We start from the raw sequence: 15,125 nt of genomic DNA on the forward strand, positions 1-15,125 counted from the left end.
TTATCCAAAAATGATCATTGGGTTATTGGTAATAGGATGTCCGCAGATGGTACAGGGAAAGTTATAAGCATTGCTGATATTTTCTTCAGTAAAAACTTCCTGTGGCGTTCCATAGGCGGAAACCTGTCCTGATTTCATTAATAAAATCTTATCTGCAAATTGTGCAGCAAGGTTCAGATCATGTAAAACAACAATGGCACTGTTGGCTTTTTTTGTGAAATTTTTGATAATTTCCAATGCTTTATATTGATGTTTTATATCTAAATTGTTCAAAGGTTCATCCAGAAAAACCAGTTTATGGGTGATGTTATTTTCAAGCTGTGCCATTACTCTTGAAAGATGTACACGTTGCTTTTCTCCTCCTGAAAGTGTATTGTATTCTCTTTCTTTGAGATGAAAAATATCAGTTTCGTACATCATATTATTCATGGCTTCCAGATCTTCTTTTCCGGGCTGGGCATCAAAATACGGGTATCTTCCCATCATGATTACATCCTTCACCTCCAGCGGAATATCATTGCTGTTATGTTGTGAGAACTTTGCCTTGTGTTTGGAAAGCTCTCTGATATTCCATTCTCTGATCGGTTTATCTTTAAATAAAACTTTGTTATTGCCGGATTTCACTTCATCTGCCAGAACACTCAGAAGACTTGATTTTCCTGCTCCGTTGGGCCCTACAATGGCGAGAAATTCACCGTATTCCAGAGAGACATCTACCCCATCCAAGATACGGAATTCTTTATGTTTATAATTAATCTGGTGTGCCTTGATCATTACAGTGATTTTTTAAATTTAACCAAAATAGCGACAAAAATAGGTCCTCCCATTAAGGCTGTTAAAATTCCGATCGGCAATTCTGATGGTGCTACAATGCTTCTGCTGAATGTATCTGCCGTCAATAACAAGATACTTCCACACATGGCCGACAATGGCAGAATAAAAGCATAATTGGATTTGAATAAAAGTCTTAAAATATAAGGTACAATAAGACCTACAAAACCAATGGTTCCTGAAAATGCCACACAGCTACCCACCATTAAAGCCACAATGATAATAATCTGCTTTTTCAGCCTTTCCACATTGATTCCCAAATGCTGTGCATCTTTTTCTCCGAGCATCATTGCGTTCAATGCTTTTCCTTTAGGCAATAAAATAATGTAAGCAATAATCGTAACAATGGCCAGAATGATATTCTTCGTCCATGTTGCTGCTGCCAAACTTCCTAAATTCCAAAAAGTAAGATCTCTAAGCTGCTCATCTTTTGATATATAGATTAAAAATCCTGTTATCGAAAAGCCGATCGCTGTTATTGCAACTCCGGTAAGCAGCATCATCACCACATTGGTTTTTCCTCCGCTTGTTGAAATTCTGTACACCAACATCATAGATAAAAAAGAACCTATAAAAGCTGCGATGCCTACCAGTGAAAATTGTACAGCTTCAGGAAGATATTCTTTGAAATGTCCTCCTAAAACAATCGCAATTGCTGCCAGCAGGGTTGCTCCTGATGTAAGTCCGATTAAATCTCCCGTTGCCAAAGGATTCTTGAAAAGCCCCTGAAGGCTTGTTCCTGAAACCGACAACATACTTCCTACTAAAATAGCCATGATAATTCTGGCTGCTCTTACGTCCCAAATCACATATTTATCACTCAATGATAAATGGGGATCTCCTTTTATAAATTGCCACAGTGCCCTGAACGGAGAGTTTTCTCCGAAATCATAAACTCCTGTATTAAGTGACAGTACTGCTATAATGACAAGCAGTACTGCACTTATAATAAGATAAAAGTATAGTTTACTTTGTGCTTTCAATTAAAAGTTTGTTTAATCCTACTGCTGCTTCTCCTACTCTTGGTCCGAAACCAGATACTAAACCTCCGTCCATTGCGATGATCTTCTTGTTCTTACCTGCATTGGTTTGGGATACTCCCGGCATTTTAAGTGCTCCTTCATTACCTCCTGCACCCTGTAAACCAGTTTCAAAGAAGAACAATACATCAGGATTAGCTTTTACAACAGCCTCCGGTGTTAATGGTTTGAAATCTTCAAAATCCGTTACTGCATTTTCTCCGCCTGCAAGGGTGATTAATGAAGCCATGGGTGTATTTTTACCGCTCACCATCAGCATATTTCCTCTGGCATAGATGAATAATACTTTTGGTTTTTTAGCGATTGGCTGTACCTGTTTCAGATCTGCATCAATCTTGTCATTCAGTTTCTGATAGTCTGTATTTCCGATCGCTTTTGCTACTTGTTCGATCAGTTTTTTAGTTCCTTCCACAGTGTATTCCTGTTTGAATACTTCAGTTTTAATTCCGGAAGATTTGATTTTCCCCATTAATTCAGGGTTGATATCTTTATCAGAAGCTAAAATTAAGGTAGGAGATACCGCCATAATCGGCTCAATGGTCATAGATCTCATGTGCCCTAAATCTTTAGCGGCAGCTTTTAAACTTGCTGGATAAGTACTGGTAACATCTGTTGCAACGATTTCTTTTTCGTGGCCTAAAGCAGCTACGATTTCAGTAATTCCTCCGTTTAGCGTTACTATTTTATTGTTAGTTTTTGGTGCTTCAGAAGTAGCTTCTGTAGTATTTTCTTTTGCTCCTGCTTCTGCTTTTTTGCAAGAGTATACTGCTACAAGAACAGAAGCTGCAAGGATGAATTTTTTCATGATATACTATTATTTGATTATTTATAAAGGTTCGAATTCAAAATTGGTGTATCCTCTTTCTCCTTTCGTGTTTTTCATGGTATTGAATCTCAGTTTGAAATAAAAACCTTCGGCATCTTTCAATACAAAGAAACGGTCTGCATACACAAAAGGAACCGGATTGGATGCAGTACCGGTAGTGGTTCTCCATTTATCTCCAATCGCTCTCTGGTCATTGAATACAAATTTTGCAGGCTCCACATCTTTTAATTTAAATGAATTGTAAGCCGCATCAAGACTTCCTGTAACACTTACCTGATAAGCTCCTACTCCATTAAGCGTATTCGTTGCTACAAAGTCAGCATAAAAATAACTTCCTGCACTGGTTGTAGGTCCCATGAATACTTCATTGGTAAATGTTGTGAAGACCAGATCCCATTTTTTCTTCTTAGGCTGAATTTTTACCGGAGTTCCTGTTTTCAGATTGAAAAATGAGAAGTTGTATTCTGTATCTTTGGTAATAAGATATTCTTTGATATCTGTTCCTATTGCATTCACATCGGCATAACGGATTTTGTATCCATTCTGAGCTCTCAGGATCTGAATCTTTTTCCATCCTCTCGGATCACCGGACAATGAAACTGAACCTGCCCCGATATTGGCTGCAGAAGGTATTTCTCTCCCCAGATTGATCAGATAAACAGGATTTTCAGCATCATTTTCTTTGATGGCATCTATTCCGGAAGTCTGATTAAGAAAATCTCCGTTCGGGTTGTCAACATATTGCATGTTCGCTGCATCAAATGTTCCCACCTGAGCAATGTCTTTCAAGCTGGATATATCAGATTCTTTTACTTTACTGATGTCTGAAGCGTTCGGTATTTTAATCACCGTCATGGCAAGAGATCCGTTCATAATCACTCTATAGGCATCGCCACTATAAAAACCAAGATCCCAGTCTGTTCTGCTGTTAACCGCCGGATTGGTATTGTCACTCAAATCAATCCAAACCTGATTAGGTTCTGTAGGACCGCCAATTTGCACACTTACTTCAGACCCTGTCATAGGAGGAACCGGAACCGGATCTTCGTCTGCAGAAAGGCAAGACTGTGTGGCAGCCATGATAGAAAGAACAGATAATATTTTTAAATACTTCATAATCGTAACTTATTATTTAAAATTGAAACATTAATCGGGCAAAATAGCTTCTGCCATAGTATAAATTAACAAACCCATTCGCCGCGGTATGAGCAGAACCTGCCACTGCGGTAGAATTTAATCTCGTTACATCAAATATATTTTTTACCCCGGCAGAAATTTCAAAATGTTTATTCCAGAAGGGCTGGCTCACAATGAAATCCATCATATGAAAGCTATCTATTTTTCCAAGCCGGAACCCCTCTGTTGGGTCTGATACATAAAGTCTGTCCGGACCTGTGAATTTGTAATAAAGGGCAAAATTGGTATCTGTATTTTTCAGTTTATAGGTTGCTGTAGCTCCTGCCTGTACCAAATACTGGAAATCTGTAGGGGACGAAGATTTTAAATCAACCAACGATACTGATGTTCCGCTTACAGATCCTCTTAATGTTAAGGCAAACTGATCTTTTCTGAAATCAACATTCGCTGAAATCAATAAGTTTTTATACGTATTAAGATTCATGTATTTGTAGGTAGAAGGTTCTTTTACCATTACCATTTCAATTCTGTCACGAACATCCAGATACAATGCATCTGCTCCGTAAGCAATTCTCCAGTCATTATGAGTTACAAAATTCTGATCCCAGAAAAGTCCTGCTGAGAACCCTTTTTCAGGATTTAAATCAGGATTTCCCTGTACATCGTGATTGATGTTTACAAAATAGGTATATAACTCATCATATTTAGGAAAACGGTTGGCAGATCCTACAACTGCTCTAAGATTTGAATTCTCAGAAGTCTTATACCTAGCTGACAGAGAGTAATTATATTGATTGTTAAAGTTCTCACTCAAAGAAAGTCTTACGCCCGGTCTTAAAGAGAATTTATCTGAAACATTCCATTCTGCTGAAAGGAAATTGGAATAGGTAAATATCTTTCTTTTTACTGCTTGCCCCAAGAAGTCTCCTGCAATCAGTGCAGCATATCCATTGGTATAATCTAATTCATATCCTAACTGGAAATCAAAGACTTTACTATCCAGAAAGTTACTAAACATCCCTCTTGAATAGATGACATCTGTTTTATAATAAGACTGTTTTTCCTGTTTGCTTTTTACAGCTCTGTTCGGGATATCGTAATTGTAGTCGAAATATTGTCTATCCTGATTCTGGTAGGAGAAATCTCCCATGTAACGGATATGTCCCAGATTGGTTTGGATATTGAATTGGTGAACCCAACGGTTGGTATTATATTCTCTGTCTCTACTTTCGTAGGCTACTCCACCCAACCCGTCATTAAGAGGATTTCTGTTTACCTCAGGGTTGTAAAAATTAAACTTTTCATTCAGGAAAGACAGTTTATAAAAGAATGTTGTTTTGTTTTTGCTGTATCTCAACAATGCGGAAGCATCATACTGATCTTTAGGATTCCACTCATATCCTCTTTGGTTATCCTGTCCGAAATATTTATAGCCTTTGCTTTCTCCTGCAAATCCCATAAACTGGTTATGGTTGAAGTTGATACTTGCAAACCATTCATTACTGATATTATAATCTACATTCAGATTCTGAATATGTCTTCCGTTTCCTCTTTTCTTAAGATCATACTGGTCTCTTACTGTTTCTTCCTGTAAAGAACCTCTTACACTGATCTTTTTTGTACTGGTTTTTTTTGTAATAATATTGATTACACCGGCAACGGCACCATTTCCGTACTCAACCCCCATACTTCCTTTTACAATTTCGATTCTCTCTATATTGCTTAAAGTAATTTTAGTAAGGTCGATATTACTGCCTAATCCTGTATCCCCTACTACCGGAATATTGTCTATAAGAATTTTCACATAATCCCCATTAAGTCCCATAATTCTTGCTGTGGAGTTTCCTGAGCGTGTATCTGGGGTAATCTGTATGTTAAGACTTTGATTCAAAACTTCCGCAACATTCGTGGCTGCCATATTTTTAATCTGCTCTGCATCAATAACATCAACCTTATAGATGGACTTGTTAATGGACTGCTGCATATACTGTCCTGTAATAACAACTTCTTCAATTTTCTTTTGATTAAGAGAATCCTTTTCTTGTGCATTTACCCATAAGGTCACGGATAACGATAGAACGGAAAGCACTTTCTTCTTCATAAGGGTACAAATTTTCGACAAATATAAAACTTTATTTAGACTCATTAAAAATAATTGTATATTTTTGTGGAATAATTCTAAATAAAAATAATCTCATGAAATTAAAATTACTTTTAGGAGCTCTGATGTTTACAGCCTTAACGGCGAATGCTCAGGTGTCTAACATCAATGAAAATTTCAACAATTTTACAGCTGGGAATACCACTTTCCCACAATTTGGATGGTCTGCCATCGTTGCACCCATCACAGGTGAGTTTCCTCCTGTACCTCCAAGAATGATTGTAGCGGGAGATTCTAACAGATTCGTTCAGTCATATGCAGGAAACAATGCTACAGGTTCTTCTTATCTGATTACTCCACAGATTGAAACTCCAACAGGAAATAAAACTTTGACTTTTGATACTACATTGGTGTCCCCATCTCCCGGACCTGGAAGCATTCAGATAGGAGTGGCATCCAACCCTGCAGATATGTCAACATTCGTTCCTGTAGGAAGCCCTATTAATGTATCGGTTATTGGTACAGTACAGAATATCAGTGTGAATATTCCGGCATCAACTGGTTCATATATTGTATTTAAATTCACTCCTACAGCGACTCACGTAGCGATTCAGGTAGATAATGTAGTGTACAATACTACGGCTTCTTTAGGAGTGTCAGACCATATCAAATCAACAGAAAATTTCAGGTTTGCCCTAAATTCTGATCAGTCAGCATTAGAATTTATCGTAAAAAAAGATCCTAAAAACATCCAAATCTATTCAGCAGCAGGACAAAAAGCAGCGGAAGGAAAACTGAACGGACAAAGATTTGATATCAGCGCTCTTCAGTCAGGAGTATATTTTATGAATATTGAAACTGCAGAAGGAAAAACGATCCAATCAAAATTCATCAAAAAATAAGGTTTATTAGACTATTATTTGCCTTTTTAAAGCCGGCGGGATCACTCCTTCCGGCTTTATTCGTGTCTGCTTTTTTCTTAGGTATGAGAATGTTTAAAGTAAAAACACGATAAAAATCATGTTTTTATTTAGACTGATTAAAAATAATTATATATTTTTGTGGAATCATTCTAAATAAGGATTTAAAAAATAAATTATGAAAACAAAACTATTATTGGCTTCAGTACTGGCAATGTCTGTTCAGCAGACTGTTTTAGCACAGACTGATGCGTTGGGATACTCACTGGTAAATATGACAATGGGAAGCGGATACCAAAACCGTGTGTTTGTAAACCTTGCAGACGGTAATATGGTTTCTCAGCCAGCCAATACGTGGGATATTGCTTTTTATAGAAACTCAAACTATGCATTCGGTTCAAGAGTAAATGATGCTAAAGATATTGAAGTATTCACTGCTTCAACCAATTTAGCTGACTGGGATAATATCAGCATCAGTAATGAAGCTTCATGGGGAGCACCGCTTTACAATCCGGATCAGACAACAGACTGGAGCCAGGGAGCCTTTGAACAGGGACCTGTGACCTCTCCAAACCCTAATATCCCTTCCACAGGTTGGGGAGTTTACAACCCGGTAAATCACCATATTCAGGGGAAAGCTATTTTTGTGTTAAAATATGCTTCAGGAACTTATATTAAGTTTGCTATTGAGGATGCCTTCGCGGGATACACCTTCAAATATTCAAAATGGAACGGTACATCATGGGGAGCTACAGAAACAAGAACCCTGGCGAATGGTACGGATGATTCTTATTTCAATTATTTCTCTTTTGATACCGGAGCAAAAGTACCAAGTCTGGAGCCGTCCAGAACTGCATGGGATTTTGTATTTACCAAATACTATACATTCTATATGGGAATGCAGATGTACCCGCTTTCCGGAGCCATCCAAAGCCCGAATGTTAAAGTAGCAATGACACAACCGGAAACTCAGCAAACAACGGCTTATACTATTCCTGCCAATGCAAGTTTCTCATCAGCGATTACTACTGTAGGACACTCATGGAAAGGTATCGGAACGGTAAAAAATGATGTTGTATACTACGTTAAAAAAGGAAATGATTACTACAGAATGTATTTCACAACCAATGGTGGAGCCAGTACAGGAAATATGTATTTCAAATACAAAAAGATCACGGAAACGTTGGGAATTACTGAAGTAGGAAAAAAAGCTTCTTTCGGTATTTATCCTAACCCGGCAACAGCAGATAAAAAGGTAACTGTTCTTTTTGATGTTAAAGAAAAAGCAGGGAATAAAGGGAATGTGGAAGTTTATGATCTTACCGGGAAAAAGGTATATTCTGCGGAACTTACCAATCAGGCAGGATTCTATAAGCAGGATCTGAACCTTTCTACCCTTACATCAGGAAATTATCTTGTAAAAATTACTTACGGTGGCCATTCAGAAACGAAAAAGCTTATCGTGAAATAAAATATTTTATTTTAATACTTTCTATTTTTTCTAATAAAAAGGGCGGTTTCATAGTATTGGAACCGCCTTTTATTCTTTAAGGAAACTAAAAACATTTAAATCTTTAAATTCTCAAATTCTTAAATTCTTAAATTCTTAAATCTTTAAATATTAAAAGATTAATATATCTTAAATCCTTTATAAACCTCTGCTGAGCTTTCCATAATTTTGGAAGCATCTTTACGGAAATCTAAAAGGTGATCCTGACCGTTATGTCTGTTGTGGTGCTCAACGCTTTCCCAAAGCTCAATCAGGAAAAAAGTTCCTTTATTATCTTTATCCTCAATAAGGTCATACTGCAGGCAGCCTTCTTCTTTTCTTGTTTCTTTCACAAGGTTCTGAAACAGCTCTACAGCATCCATCAGATAATTTTCATTAAACTTAAAAAGTGCAATGATATGTAAATTCATGTTCTAATATTTAGTGATGTAAAAGTAAAATATTTTCAAAACCGAATATCCTTTTAAGCCCTTTATTTTTCAACACAATGCATAATTTTTAATTAAAAACTGATTTATAAATAGTTATAGAACTCATCACAATCACCAATGTTCCGATAATCACAAACATTTTCTTTACAGGAAGCTTAGCAGTGAGCATCGCTGAAAAAGGAGCAGTAATAATTCCTCCGATCAAAAGCCCGAGAATGATATTCCAGTGCTGGATTCCCAGAGTAAAGAAAAAGGTAACGGCTGCTGTGATGGTAAGGATGAATTTGGCCACTGTAGAACTTCCCACTGCAAATCTTGGAGTAAATGCATTTTTGATCAATGTTCCCGTTACCAAAGGGCCCCAGCCTCCTCCGGCAAAAGAATCTATAAAACCACCTATAACTCCCAGCCTGGTCAGATTGGTTTTTCTTTTCAGAGCCTTACTTTGCTTTTCTTTAAATGCATTCGATAGAATCTGAATCCCAAGATATAAAGTATAAAAAGCAATCAGTGTTTTGGTGATTTTCGCATAATATTCTCCAAGGTAAGTAAGACTGACTGCACCAATAACAGCCCCGATAACTGCCGGCACTGCAAGTTTCTTCACTAAACTCTTACTGACGTTTTTCAATCTGATATGGCTGATACTTCCCGCTGCCGTTGTAAAACTTTCCGCCGAGTGAATACTTGCACTTACAATATGTGGCGGAATATTCAAAAGCATAAGTGTGGTGGTACAAATGACTCCATATCCCATTCCCATGGATCCTGCAACAATTTCTGCAAAAACACCTACCAAAAGCATCCAATAAAAAATATAATGATCTTTGGCCAGAATGGTTTGCAGCTCTTCAAGATATCCCAGTTCATACATTGAAAAAACAGCAATGGATATCATAACAGCGGTCACAAAAAGGACATTAAGCCTTACCTGAATTTTTCTTGAGATCACCATATTACAAAACCGTTTTAATCCATACTCCTTCATCATCAGCAGCACTGACCATAAAGACATGTAACGATGATCTGTTTTGTACAGACCTGTTTTCAGATATAACACGTGCAGCAGCCGAATGTACTGCAGGAATAGAAGGTGTAAGTTTTTGTAACTGGTTTGCCTCTTCTTTTGAAATCATAATTTATTCATTTGAAGTAGTGCAAATATCTGATAAAATATTTATCCTACAAAACAAGTAGACTATTAATTCAAAAAAAAGGATCAGGTTAATCTACCAGATCCATTAAAGTTTTTTTCTCCAGAATGTTCAGGGAAGCATCCCGAACCTCTATCAGTACATCGTGAAGCCCGCAGTGATCTTCATTGCAGTCAGCACATTTTTCGTAAAAATTCAGACTTACGCAGGGAAGCATCGCAATAGGACCGTTTACAAGACGAATAATCTTCGCCAGCGTCACATCTTCAGGATTTTCTTTGAAAAAGTAACCTCCACCCTTTCCTTTTTTACTGTCAAGGATGTCTGATTTTTTCAATTCAAGAAGGATATTTTCCAAAAACTTTAAGGGAATTTTTTTATGTTCCGCAATTTCAGAAATAAGAATCGGGCCTTCATTTCTTTTTTCTACAAGATATGAAAGCGCCTTAAACGCATATTGAGATTTTTTTGAAAGCATTACAGCAAAAATAAGAAAATTGTTTAATATTTGAAGAAGGAGAGAAAAACGAAATGGTAAAAGAGTAAAAAGATAAATTTTTCTCTCCGTAATTTTACGGTTTTAGGTACCACACTTTTGCCTTTCTCCCATTAAATCATTATGTTTGCCATATGTTCAGTAAACAAGAGGCACAGCAATTAAAAAAGGAATTTTGGACAGCTTTTGGAAGATCATTTCCCAGAAAATGGATTCTTTATGACACCAAAATCAAGGACATGGCATTTAAATTTTCTGCCGACAATAAAAAAGTAGAAGTTTCTCTGGATATTGAAATGAAAGATGAGATCTTTCGGAATGCTTACTACGAAAAGATCTGGTCATTGGAAGATATTTTAAAAGATTTCATCGGAGATTTTCAGAAAGAAGAGCATTTCACCCTTGATAACGGTAAGATAATCAGTAGAATATGGATTGAAAAACATAATGTTTCCATTTTTAACAAAAATACATGGCAGGAAATTTTTGAATTTTTTGTAGACAAAATGGACGGTTTTGAACGCTTTTACTACGAATATGAGGATTTTATAAAGGACATATAGAATACTTACGAAATAAATACTATTTTACACTTCAGGTTAAGATAAAAAAGAAAACTTATCTTTGCCACACCACTTAAACTAATAGATGAAACAAACTAACATGATTAAAAATGAGAAAAGTGTACAAAAACATTTTTGGAGAGATTATTTCCAAAAGTAATGCTGTGAAGCTGAGCGAATATCATCTGTATTATTATAAAGAAGGTTCCGATTTCCTGAAAGAAATTGAATTTATCAACGAAGATAATATTTACAACATCAATTATTTTTTAAGTGACGAAGAAGACGAGGCGCAGGTAGTGGATTATCTTAAAGAAAAATCTGACTTTTTTGATATAGAAAAAAGGGAAGCTGCAGACGGCTTTATTATTTCCACCAATAAATTATATTCCTTATCTGTAGACGATCTGCCCTTAATTTCTAAAACTGTTTTCAAAACGGATGACCCGGAAAACTTTATCTGTTCACAGGTTATCGACAATGAAACTCATCAGCCTCAACTTGAAAGGACCATTAAATGCTGGTATACCCATGATGAAAAAGGGGAAAAATATGCCGCCATTGAATGCAGCTATCAGGAAGACGGGAAACTTGAGCTGGCAGTAGATAAAACCCCTGATCCTGATCATGAAGAAAACTGGATACATTATGATTATGACACTTTCCAGGATCTTCAGGCACAGATCACTACTGACATCAGTTATTACAGAACAGCAGCTCTACTTCCAAAAGAAACGTATCAGCAATAACTTAGATTCTTCTTTTACCTCAAAATTATGAAATGAAACAGACTTCATTTTTTTTAACCTAAAAGTACAAATACCAATCTGTTCGATATCTCTAATATCCTTGGATATCCAGATTGATAATACTGAAATTTCTTTACATAATTTCAGTCATCAGCCTGATAAATGATTACATCTTATAGCTATAAAATAAAAAAGAGAAACCTTCAGGTTTCTTTTTTTGTGATCCGGAAGTAATTTCTACTGTTTTTGATCCGAAAAATACTCTGGGAGAATTTTTTAATCCGAATTTTCAAACAAAAAAGGGAATGATGCTTTTTATGGGATCTGGAATATATTGGAAAAGTATCAGAATCATTTCCAAAAATACGTTTAAAATTTTGTTCCATTTTATTATATTTGTACAAAGGCACAAATATAAAATTCATTATGGAAAAGCTAAGAAATCTAAGAAAGCAAAGAGGCTACACACAAGAATATATGTCTAATATTATATCAACAGACGTATCCAATTATTCCCGAAAAGAGAATGATGAAGTAAGAATATTTGATGATGAATGGGAAAAACTTGCTAAAGCGCTTGATGTTCCTGTAGAAGAGATCAAAGAGGAAAGAAAAACAGCTATTGTCCATAATAATCATGACAATACTACTTTTAATGATAATGCAGGCAGCTATTTCAATAACTTCCATAGTATTCCGGATTCTATTGTAGAAAATTTACAGAGCTATATTAAAGTTTTGGAAGAACAGGTGGAAGCTTTAAAGGAAGAGAATAAAAAATTTAAGTCCAGATAAAGCTTTATAATTAATTTTTCTATGGAAGATGAAGAGCACATTTTTGAAATAGAGAACAGTATAGTTTTAACTATTCCCACTGATATTAAACAAATAACAGAAGGTGTTCGTGAATCATTTTATTATTTGGAAGGTTTAATCAATCTAGATTCAATATATAGAGGAATAAATCAAAATGACAGTTTAAATATTAAAGATAAAAATGTAGAATTTAAAAAAAATCTACAAGAACTAGAGGAAGGTTTATATTTTTCAGATCCTGAAAACAGTTTAGCAACGTTTTCAGATTATGATCAATTAAAAAAACTAATAAAATCATATATACTTTTGAAAGAAAAAGTAGATAAATTTCAGTTAGATATTTTAGAAAAAGTAATGGATTCTTCATATAAAACTCTAAAGTCAATTACAGAAAAGAAGCCATATTTAGAAAGCTATAGTGCACAAATATATTCTTCATTTCTAATAAAGTCTGCATTTTTACACTCATCTGCTGAAAATAAAAATATAACATATTTTTTAATTCAGCATGAGGAAAAATTTGAAAAAAATGTCAATCCATATGACAAGTATGAAAATATTACAGTAAATGATTATTCATACAATTTATATAGGGAGAGAGTAAAATTTGAAAGTATTTCTGAACAATTATTTAAACTGATTTTTTCTGTTCAAGAAATTGAAGAGAAAAGAGCCTTAGATAGTTTAGTTAATAAACAATATAGTTTTAATAAACAAATAGTAATATTAACATATGTGATTGCATTCTTGACAATTGTAATGACACTGGTTGCTATTTATCCAATTTACAAAAAATAGAAAATATCTAATAATATATTAAAATCTGATATTTTTATCAATAAAAATTCCGGAAGAAAATCTTCCGGAATTTTTTATATTTTATCCAAATTTCTTTTTCCTTAACCAGAAGAACAATCCTCCGATAAGGCCGATAATGACCAATGGAAGCAGTAAATTTAGCCACTGCCAGTTGGTTTTCTCTTCAGTAATTCTTTGTCTGTCAAGAAGTCTTTCTTCGATATTTCGATTTCTAAGCTCCATCAGATTGCTGTCATCCAGCAAATAATCTAAAGCATTTCTCAGGAACTGTTCGTTTCCAAACTGTTCGTTCGTTAACAAATCAACTCCCAATGGAAGCGGTTTTCCTTTGATCACTTTATTCCTGCCGACATCTCCGTCTGCAATAACGATCATTTTATTTTCAGGGCTTGATGTTTTGAAGCCAGGGTAAGATTTTCTTTCAATTCTTGAAGCATATGCAGAATTAAATTTCCCTTCCAATGCTACAGCAAAGATCTTCGGTGTACTTGGTTTTTCCATTTGTCCAAGACTGTCTACGCTTGCAACCTCTTTTAAATCCACATAGTTCGGAACCTGTTTCAGCAATGTTCTTTCACTGGATTCGAAAAGAACTTTTGTTTTTATATTCTTTCTTCCTCCTAAAGTATCAATGGAAGTTGGAAATTCAAACTTTACAGGGTTAATATTTTTGGTGATCGGATTATTATTTTCTGCAATTCCCAGGGGAAAATATGGCCAGGGTAAGCTTGTGTACTGAGGATTTCCACTTACTTCTCCTGTCACCAGCCTTAACAGGGCAAACTTCTTAACATCTTTTACCAAAGCAGGATTGATTCTCAACCCATAATTGAAAAAGAAGTCTGTCATGTTGATATCTACAGGGAAAGGCATTACTTTTTTGGATCTTGTTAAGGTATCCATTTCAGCATTTACGGCATCAATCATCCAAAGGGTTTTCCCTCCGTTCATGATATACTGGTCAAGAATTACTTTTTCATTATCTGTAAATGCTTTTCTTGGTTTTGCGATCACCAAAGCACTCATCTGCTTCAATAGCGGAATATCTTCTATGGAAAGCTCAGTCTGATTTTTAGGAATAATAGGTCCTGCATCGTAGTTTTCCATGGCCAGCTGTACAAATCCCTGAAATTCGTCCGGACTTAATTCATCCTGATTAACCAGAATCCCGATTTTCTTTCTCTTAGCCGCTGCAATATTTTTGATATTGGAAACAAGGTTGTATTCCAGCCCTTCAATAGATCTTGTCAACTGCTGATCTGCATCAATTCCTGCCTGTTGTACTACCAATGGTATAGAAACCCCATCATTTCCATGCTTGATCACAGCATAAGGGAAAAGCGTGATCTGTGAGATTTTCCCATCTTTTACATCTGGAAGAATAGATGGCTGCATACCCATTGCCATCAGGGTATCCTGAGACATTTTTGTTTTAATAGGGTCTATAAATTTAAAATCAATCTTTGGATTAATTTTTCTGAACTCTTCCAGCATAAATTTCGTTTCGCTCTGAAGCTGTTTGAAACTTGCCGGAAAATCACCTTCAAGATACACTTCTACAGTCAGAGGTTTTTTAACAGACTCCAGTACTTTGATAGTGTTATCGGAAAGGGTATATCTTTTTTCTTTTGTTAAGTCTAATCTTATCCCTGAATAGGTAAGGATAATTACCAATGGAACAATGGCAATTAGGAAAATTCCCAGTGGAGATTTAGCATTGAACTTCTTCATG

16 protein-coding genes are annotated in these 15,125 nt (G+C 35.6%); 6 read left to right on the top strand and 10 right to left on the bottom strand.

The window, feature by feature from the left end:
• The 5 genes from JOE44_RS08830 to JOE44_RS08850 are packed head-to-tail and all read right to left on the bottom strand — an operon-like array spanning position 1 to position 5,935.
• The gene (locus tag JOE44_RS08830) at positions 1-774 is read right to left on the bottom strand and encodes a heme ABC transporter ATP-binding protein (RefSeq protein ID WP_209785264.1); all 774 of its coding nucleotides are present in this window, start codon (positions 772-774) and stop codon (positions 1-3) included.
• Positions 774-1,814, bottom strand: coding sequence for an iron ABC transporter permease (locus tag JOE44_RS08835; RefSeq protein WP_209785265.1), 1,041 nt, complete (start codon positions 1,812-1,814; stop codon positions 774-776). Before JOE44_RS08835 ends, JOE44_RS08830 begins: the two co-directional genes overlap by 1 nt.
• The gene (locus JOE44_RS08840) at positions 1,798-2,676 is read right to left on the bottom strand and encodes an ABC transporter substrate-binding protein (protein ID WP_209785266.1); all 879 of its coding nucleotides are present in this window, start codon (positions 2,674-2,676) and stop codon (positions 1,798-1,800) included. The genes JOE44_RS08835 and JOE44_RS08840 overlap by 17 nt, the downstream gene beginning before the upstream one ends.
• Before the next feature lie 21 nt (positions 2,677-2,697).
• Positions 2,698-3,813, bottom strand: coding sequence for an HmuY family protein (locus JOE44_RS08845; protein WP_245169742.1), 1,116 nt, complete (start codon positions 3,811-3,813; stop codon positions 2,698-2,700).
• 16 nt (positions 3,814-3,829) lie between these two features.
• A complete protein-coding gene (locus JOE44_RS08850) occupies positions 3,830-5,935 on the bottom strand; it encodes a TonB-dependent receptor (RefSeq protein WP_209785267.1) in 2,106 nt (701 codons plus the stop codon).
• 95 nt (positions 5,936-6,030) lie between these two features.
• On the opposite strand from JOE44_RS08850, the gene JOE44_RS08855 reads away from it, so the two are divergent.
• Together JOE44_RS08855 and JOE44_RS08860 are read left to right on the top strand one after the other, a co-directional pair.
• On the top strand, positions 6,031-6,837 hold the full coding sequence (locus tag JOE44_RS08855; RefSeq protein ID WP_105683675.1) for a choice-of-anchor J domain-containing protein: 807 nt from the start codon (positions 6,031-6,033) through the stop codon (positions 6,835-6,837).
• A gap of 196 nt (positions 6,838-7,033) precedes the next feature.
• Complete coding sequence (locus tag JOE44_RS08860; protein ID WP_209785268.1) at positions 7,034-8,326, top strand: T9SS type A sorting domain-containing protein; 1,293 nt, start codon at positions 7,034-7,036, stop codon at positions 8,324-8,326.
• A 158-nt stretch (positions 8,327-8,484) separates the two neighbouring features.
• On the opposite strand, the gene JOE44_RS08865 is transcribed toward JOE44_RS08860, so the two are convergent.
• The 4 genes from JOE44_RS08865 to JOE44_RS08880 all read right to left on the bottom strand — a co-directional run bounded on the left by JOE44_RS08865 (position 8,485) and on the right by JOE44_RS08880 (position 10,428).
• Complete coding sequence (locus tag JOE44_RS08865) at positions 8,485-8,775, bottom strand: putative quinol monooxygenase (protein ID WP_047376912.1); 291 nt, start codon at positions 8,773-8,775, stop codon at positions 8,485-8,487.
• An 88-nt stretch (positions 8,776-8,863) separates the two neighbouring features.
• Complete coding sequence (locus JOE44_RS08870; protein ID WP_245169743.1) at positions 8,864-9,811, bottom strand: sulfite exporter TauE/SafE family protein; 948 nt, start codon at positions 9,809-9,811, stop codon at positions 8,864-8,866.
• On the bottom strand, positions 9,753-9,932 hold the full coding sequence (locus JOE44_RS08875) for a hypothetical protein (protein WP_209785269.1): 180 nt from the start codon (positions 9,930-9,932) through the stop codon (positions 9,753-9,755). Before JOE44_RS08875 ends, JOE44_RS08870 begins: the two co-directional genes overlap by 59 nt.
• Positions 9,933-10,020: 88 nt before the next feature.
• Positions 10,021-10,428 (bottom strand): Rrf2 family transcriptional regulator, encoded by a 408-nt coding sequence (locus JOE44_RS08880; protein ID WP_105683679.1) that lies wholly within the window; start codon positions 10,426-10,428, stop codon positions 10,021-10,023.
• A 152-nt stretch (positions 10,429-10,580) separates the two neighbouring features.
• Here JOE44_RS08880 and JOE44_RS08885 point away from each other — a divergent pair, with 152 nt between their 5' ends.
• From JOE44_RS08885 to JOE44_RS08900, 4 genes are all read left to right on the top strand, one after another.
• Positions 10,581-11,009, top strand: a complete 429-nt coding sequence (locus JOE44_RS08885) for a DUF4268 domain-containing protein (protein ID WP_105683680.1) — start codon at positions 10,581-10,583, stop codon at positions 11,007-11,009.
• A gap of 110 nt (positions 11,010-11,119) precedes the next feature.
• On the top strand, positions 11,120-11,758 hold the full coding sequence (locus JOE44_RS08890; RefSeq protein WP_209785270.1) for a hypothetical protein: 639 nt from the start codon (positions 11,120-11,122) through the stop codon (positions 11,756-11,758).
• 426 nt (positions 11,759-12,184) lie between these two features.
• Entirely contained in the window at positions 12,185-12,553 is a 369-nt protein-coding gene (locus JOE44_RS08895) for a helix-turn-helix transcriptional regulator (protein WP_209785271.1), read from the top strand.
• 21 nt (positions 12,554-12,574) lie between these two features.
• The gene (locus JOE44_RS08900) at positions 12,575-13,372 is read left to right on the top strand and encodes a hypothetical protein (protein ID WP_209785272.1); all 798 of its coding nucleotides are present in this window, start codon (positions 12,575-12,577) and stop codon (positions 13,370-13,372) included.
• Between the two features lie 81 nt (positions 13,373-13,453).
• Here the strand turns inward: JOE44_RS08900 and gldG are convergent, their stop codons facing one another.
• Entirely contained in the window at positions 13,454-15,124 is a 1,671-nt protein-coding gene (gene gldG, locus JOE44_RS08905; RefSeq protein ID WP_105683682.1) for a gliding motility-associated ABC transporter substrate-binding protein GldG, read from the bottom strand.
• Position 15,125: the final 1 nt, after the last annotated feature.

It is taken from the genome of Chryseobacterium sp. PvR013 (assembly GCF_017833095.1).
Classification (GTDB): Bacteria; Bacteroidota; Bacteroidia; order Flavobacteriales; family Weeksellaceae; genus Chryseobacterium; species Chryseobacterium culicis_A.

Coding starts and splice junctions, on each gene's coding strand:
- JOE44_RS08830 (WP_209785264.1), bottom strand. CDS start 774: ATGATCAAGGCACACCAGATTAATTATAAACATAAAGAATTCCGTATC.
- JOE44_RS08840 (WP_209785266.1), bottom strand. CDS start 2,676: ATGAAAAAATTCATCCTTGCAGCTTCTGTTCTTGTAGCAGTATACTCT.
- JOE44_RS08845 (WP_245169742.1), bottom strand. CDS start 3,813: ATGAAGTATTTAAAAATATTATCTGTTCTTTCTATCATGGCTGCCACA.
- JOE44_RS08850 (WP_209785267.1), bottom strand. CDS start 5,935: ATGAAGAAGAAAGTGCTTTCCGTTCTATCGTTATCCGTGACCTTATGG.
- JOE44_RS08855 (WP_105683675.1), top strand. CDS start 6,031: ATGAAATTAAAATTACTTTTAGGAGCTCTGATGTTTACAGCCTTAACG.
- JOE44_RS08860 (WP_209785268.1), top strand. CDS start 7,034: ATGAAAACAAAACTATTATTGGCTTCAGTACTGGCAATGTCTGTTCAG.
- JOE44_RS08865 (WP_047376912.1), bottom strand. CDS start 8,775: ATGAATTTACATATCATTGCACTTTTTAAGTTTAATGAAAATTATCTG.
- JOE44_RS08870 (WP_245169743.1), bottom strand. CDS start 9,811: ATGTCTTTATGGTCAGTGCTGCTGATGATGAAGGAGTATGGATTAAAA.
- JOE44_RS08875 (WP_209785269.1), bottom strand. CDS start 9,932: ATGATTTCAAAAGAAGAGGCAAACCAGTTACAAAAACTTACACCTTCT.
- JOE44_RS08880 (WP_105683679.1), bottom strand. CDS start 10,428: ATGCTTTCAAAAAAATCTCAATATGCGTTTAAGGCGCTTTCATATCTT.
- JOE44_RS08885 (WP_105683680.1), top strand. CDS start 10,581: ATGTTCAGTAAACAAGAGGCACAGCAATTAAAAAAGGAATTTTGGACA.
- JOE44_RS08890 (WP_209785270.1), top strand. CDS start 11,120: ATGAGAAAAGTGTACAAAAACATTTTTGGAGAGATTATTTCCAAAAGT.
- JOE44_RS08895 (WP_209785271.1), top strand. CDS start 12,185: ATGGAAAAGCTAAGAAATCTAAGAAAGCAAAGAGGCTACACACAAGAA.
- JOE44_RS08900 (WP_209785272.1), top strand. CDS start 12,575: ATGGAAGATGAAGAGCACATTTTTGAAATAGAGAACAGTATAGTTTTA.
- gldG (WP_105683682.1), bottom strand. CDS start 15,124: ATGAAGAAGTTCAATGCTAAATCTCCACTGGGAATTTTCCTAATTGCC.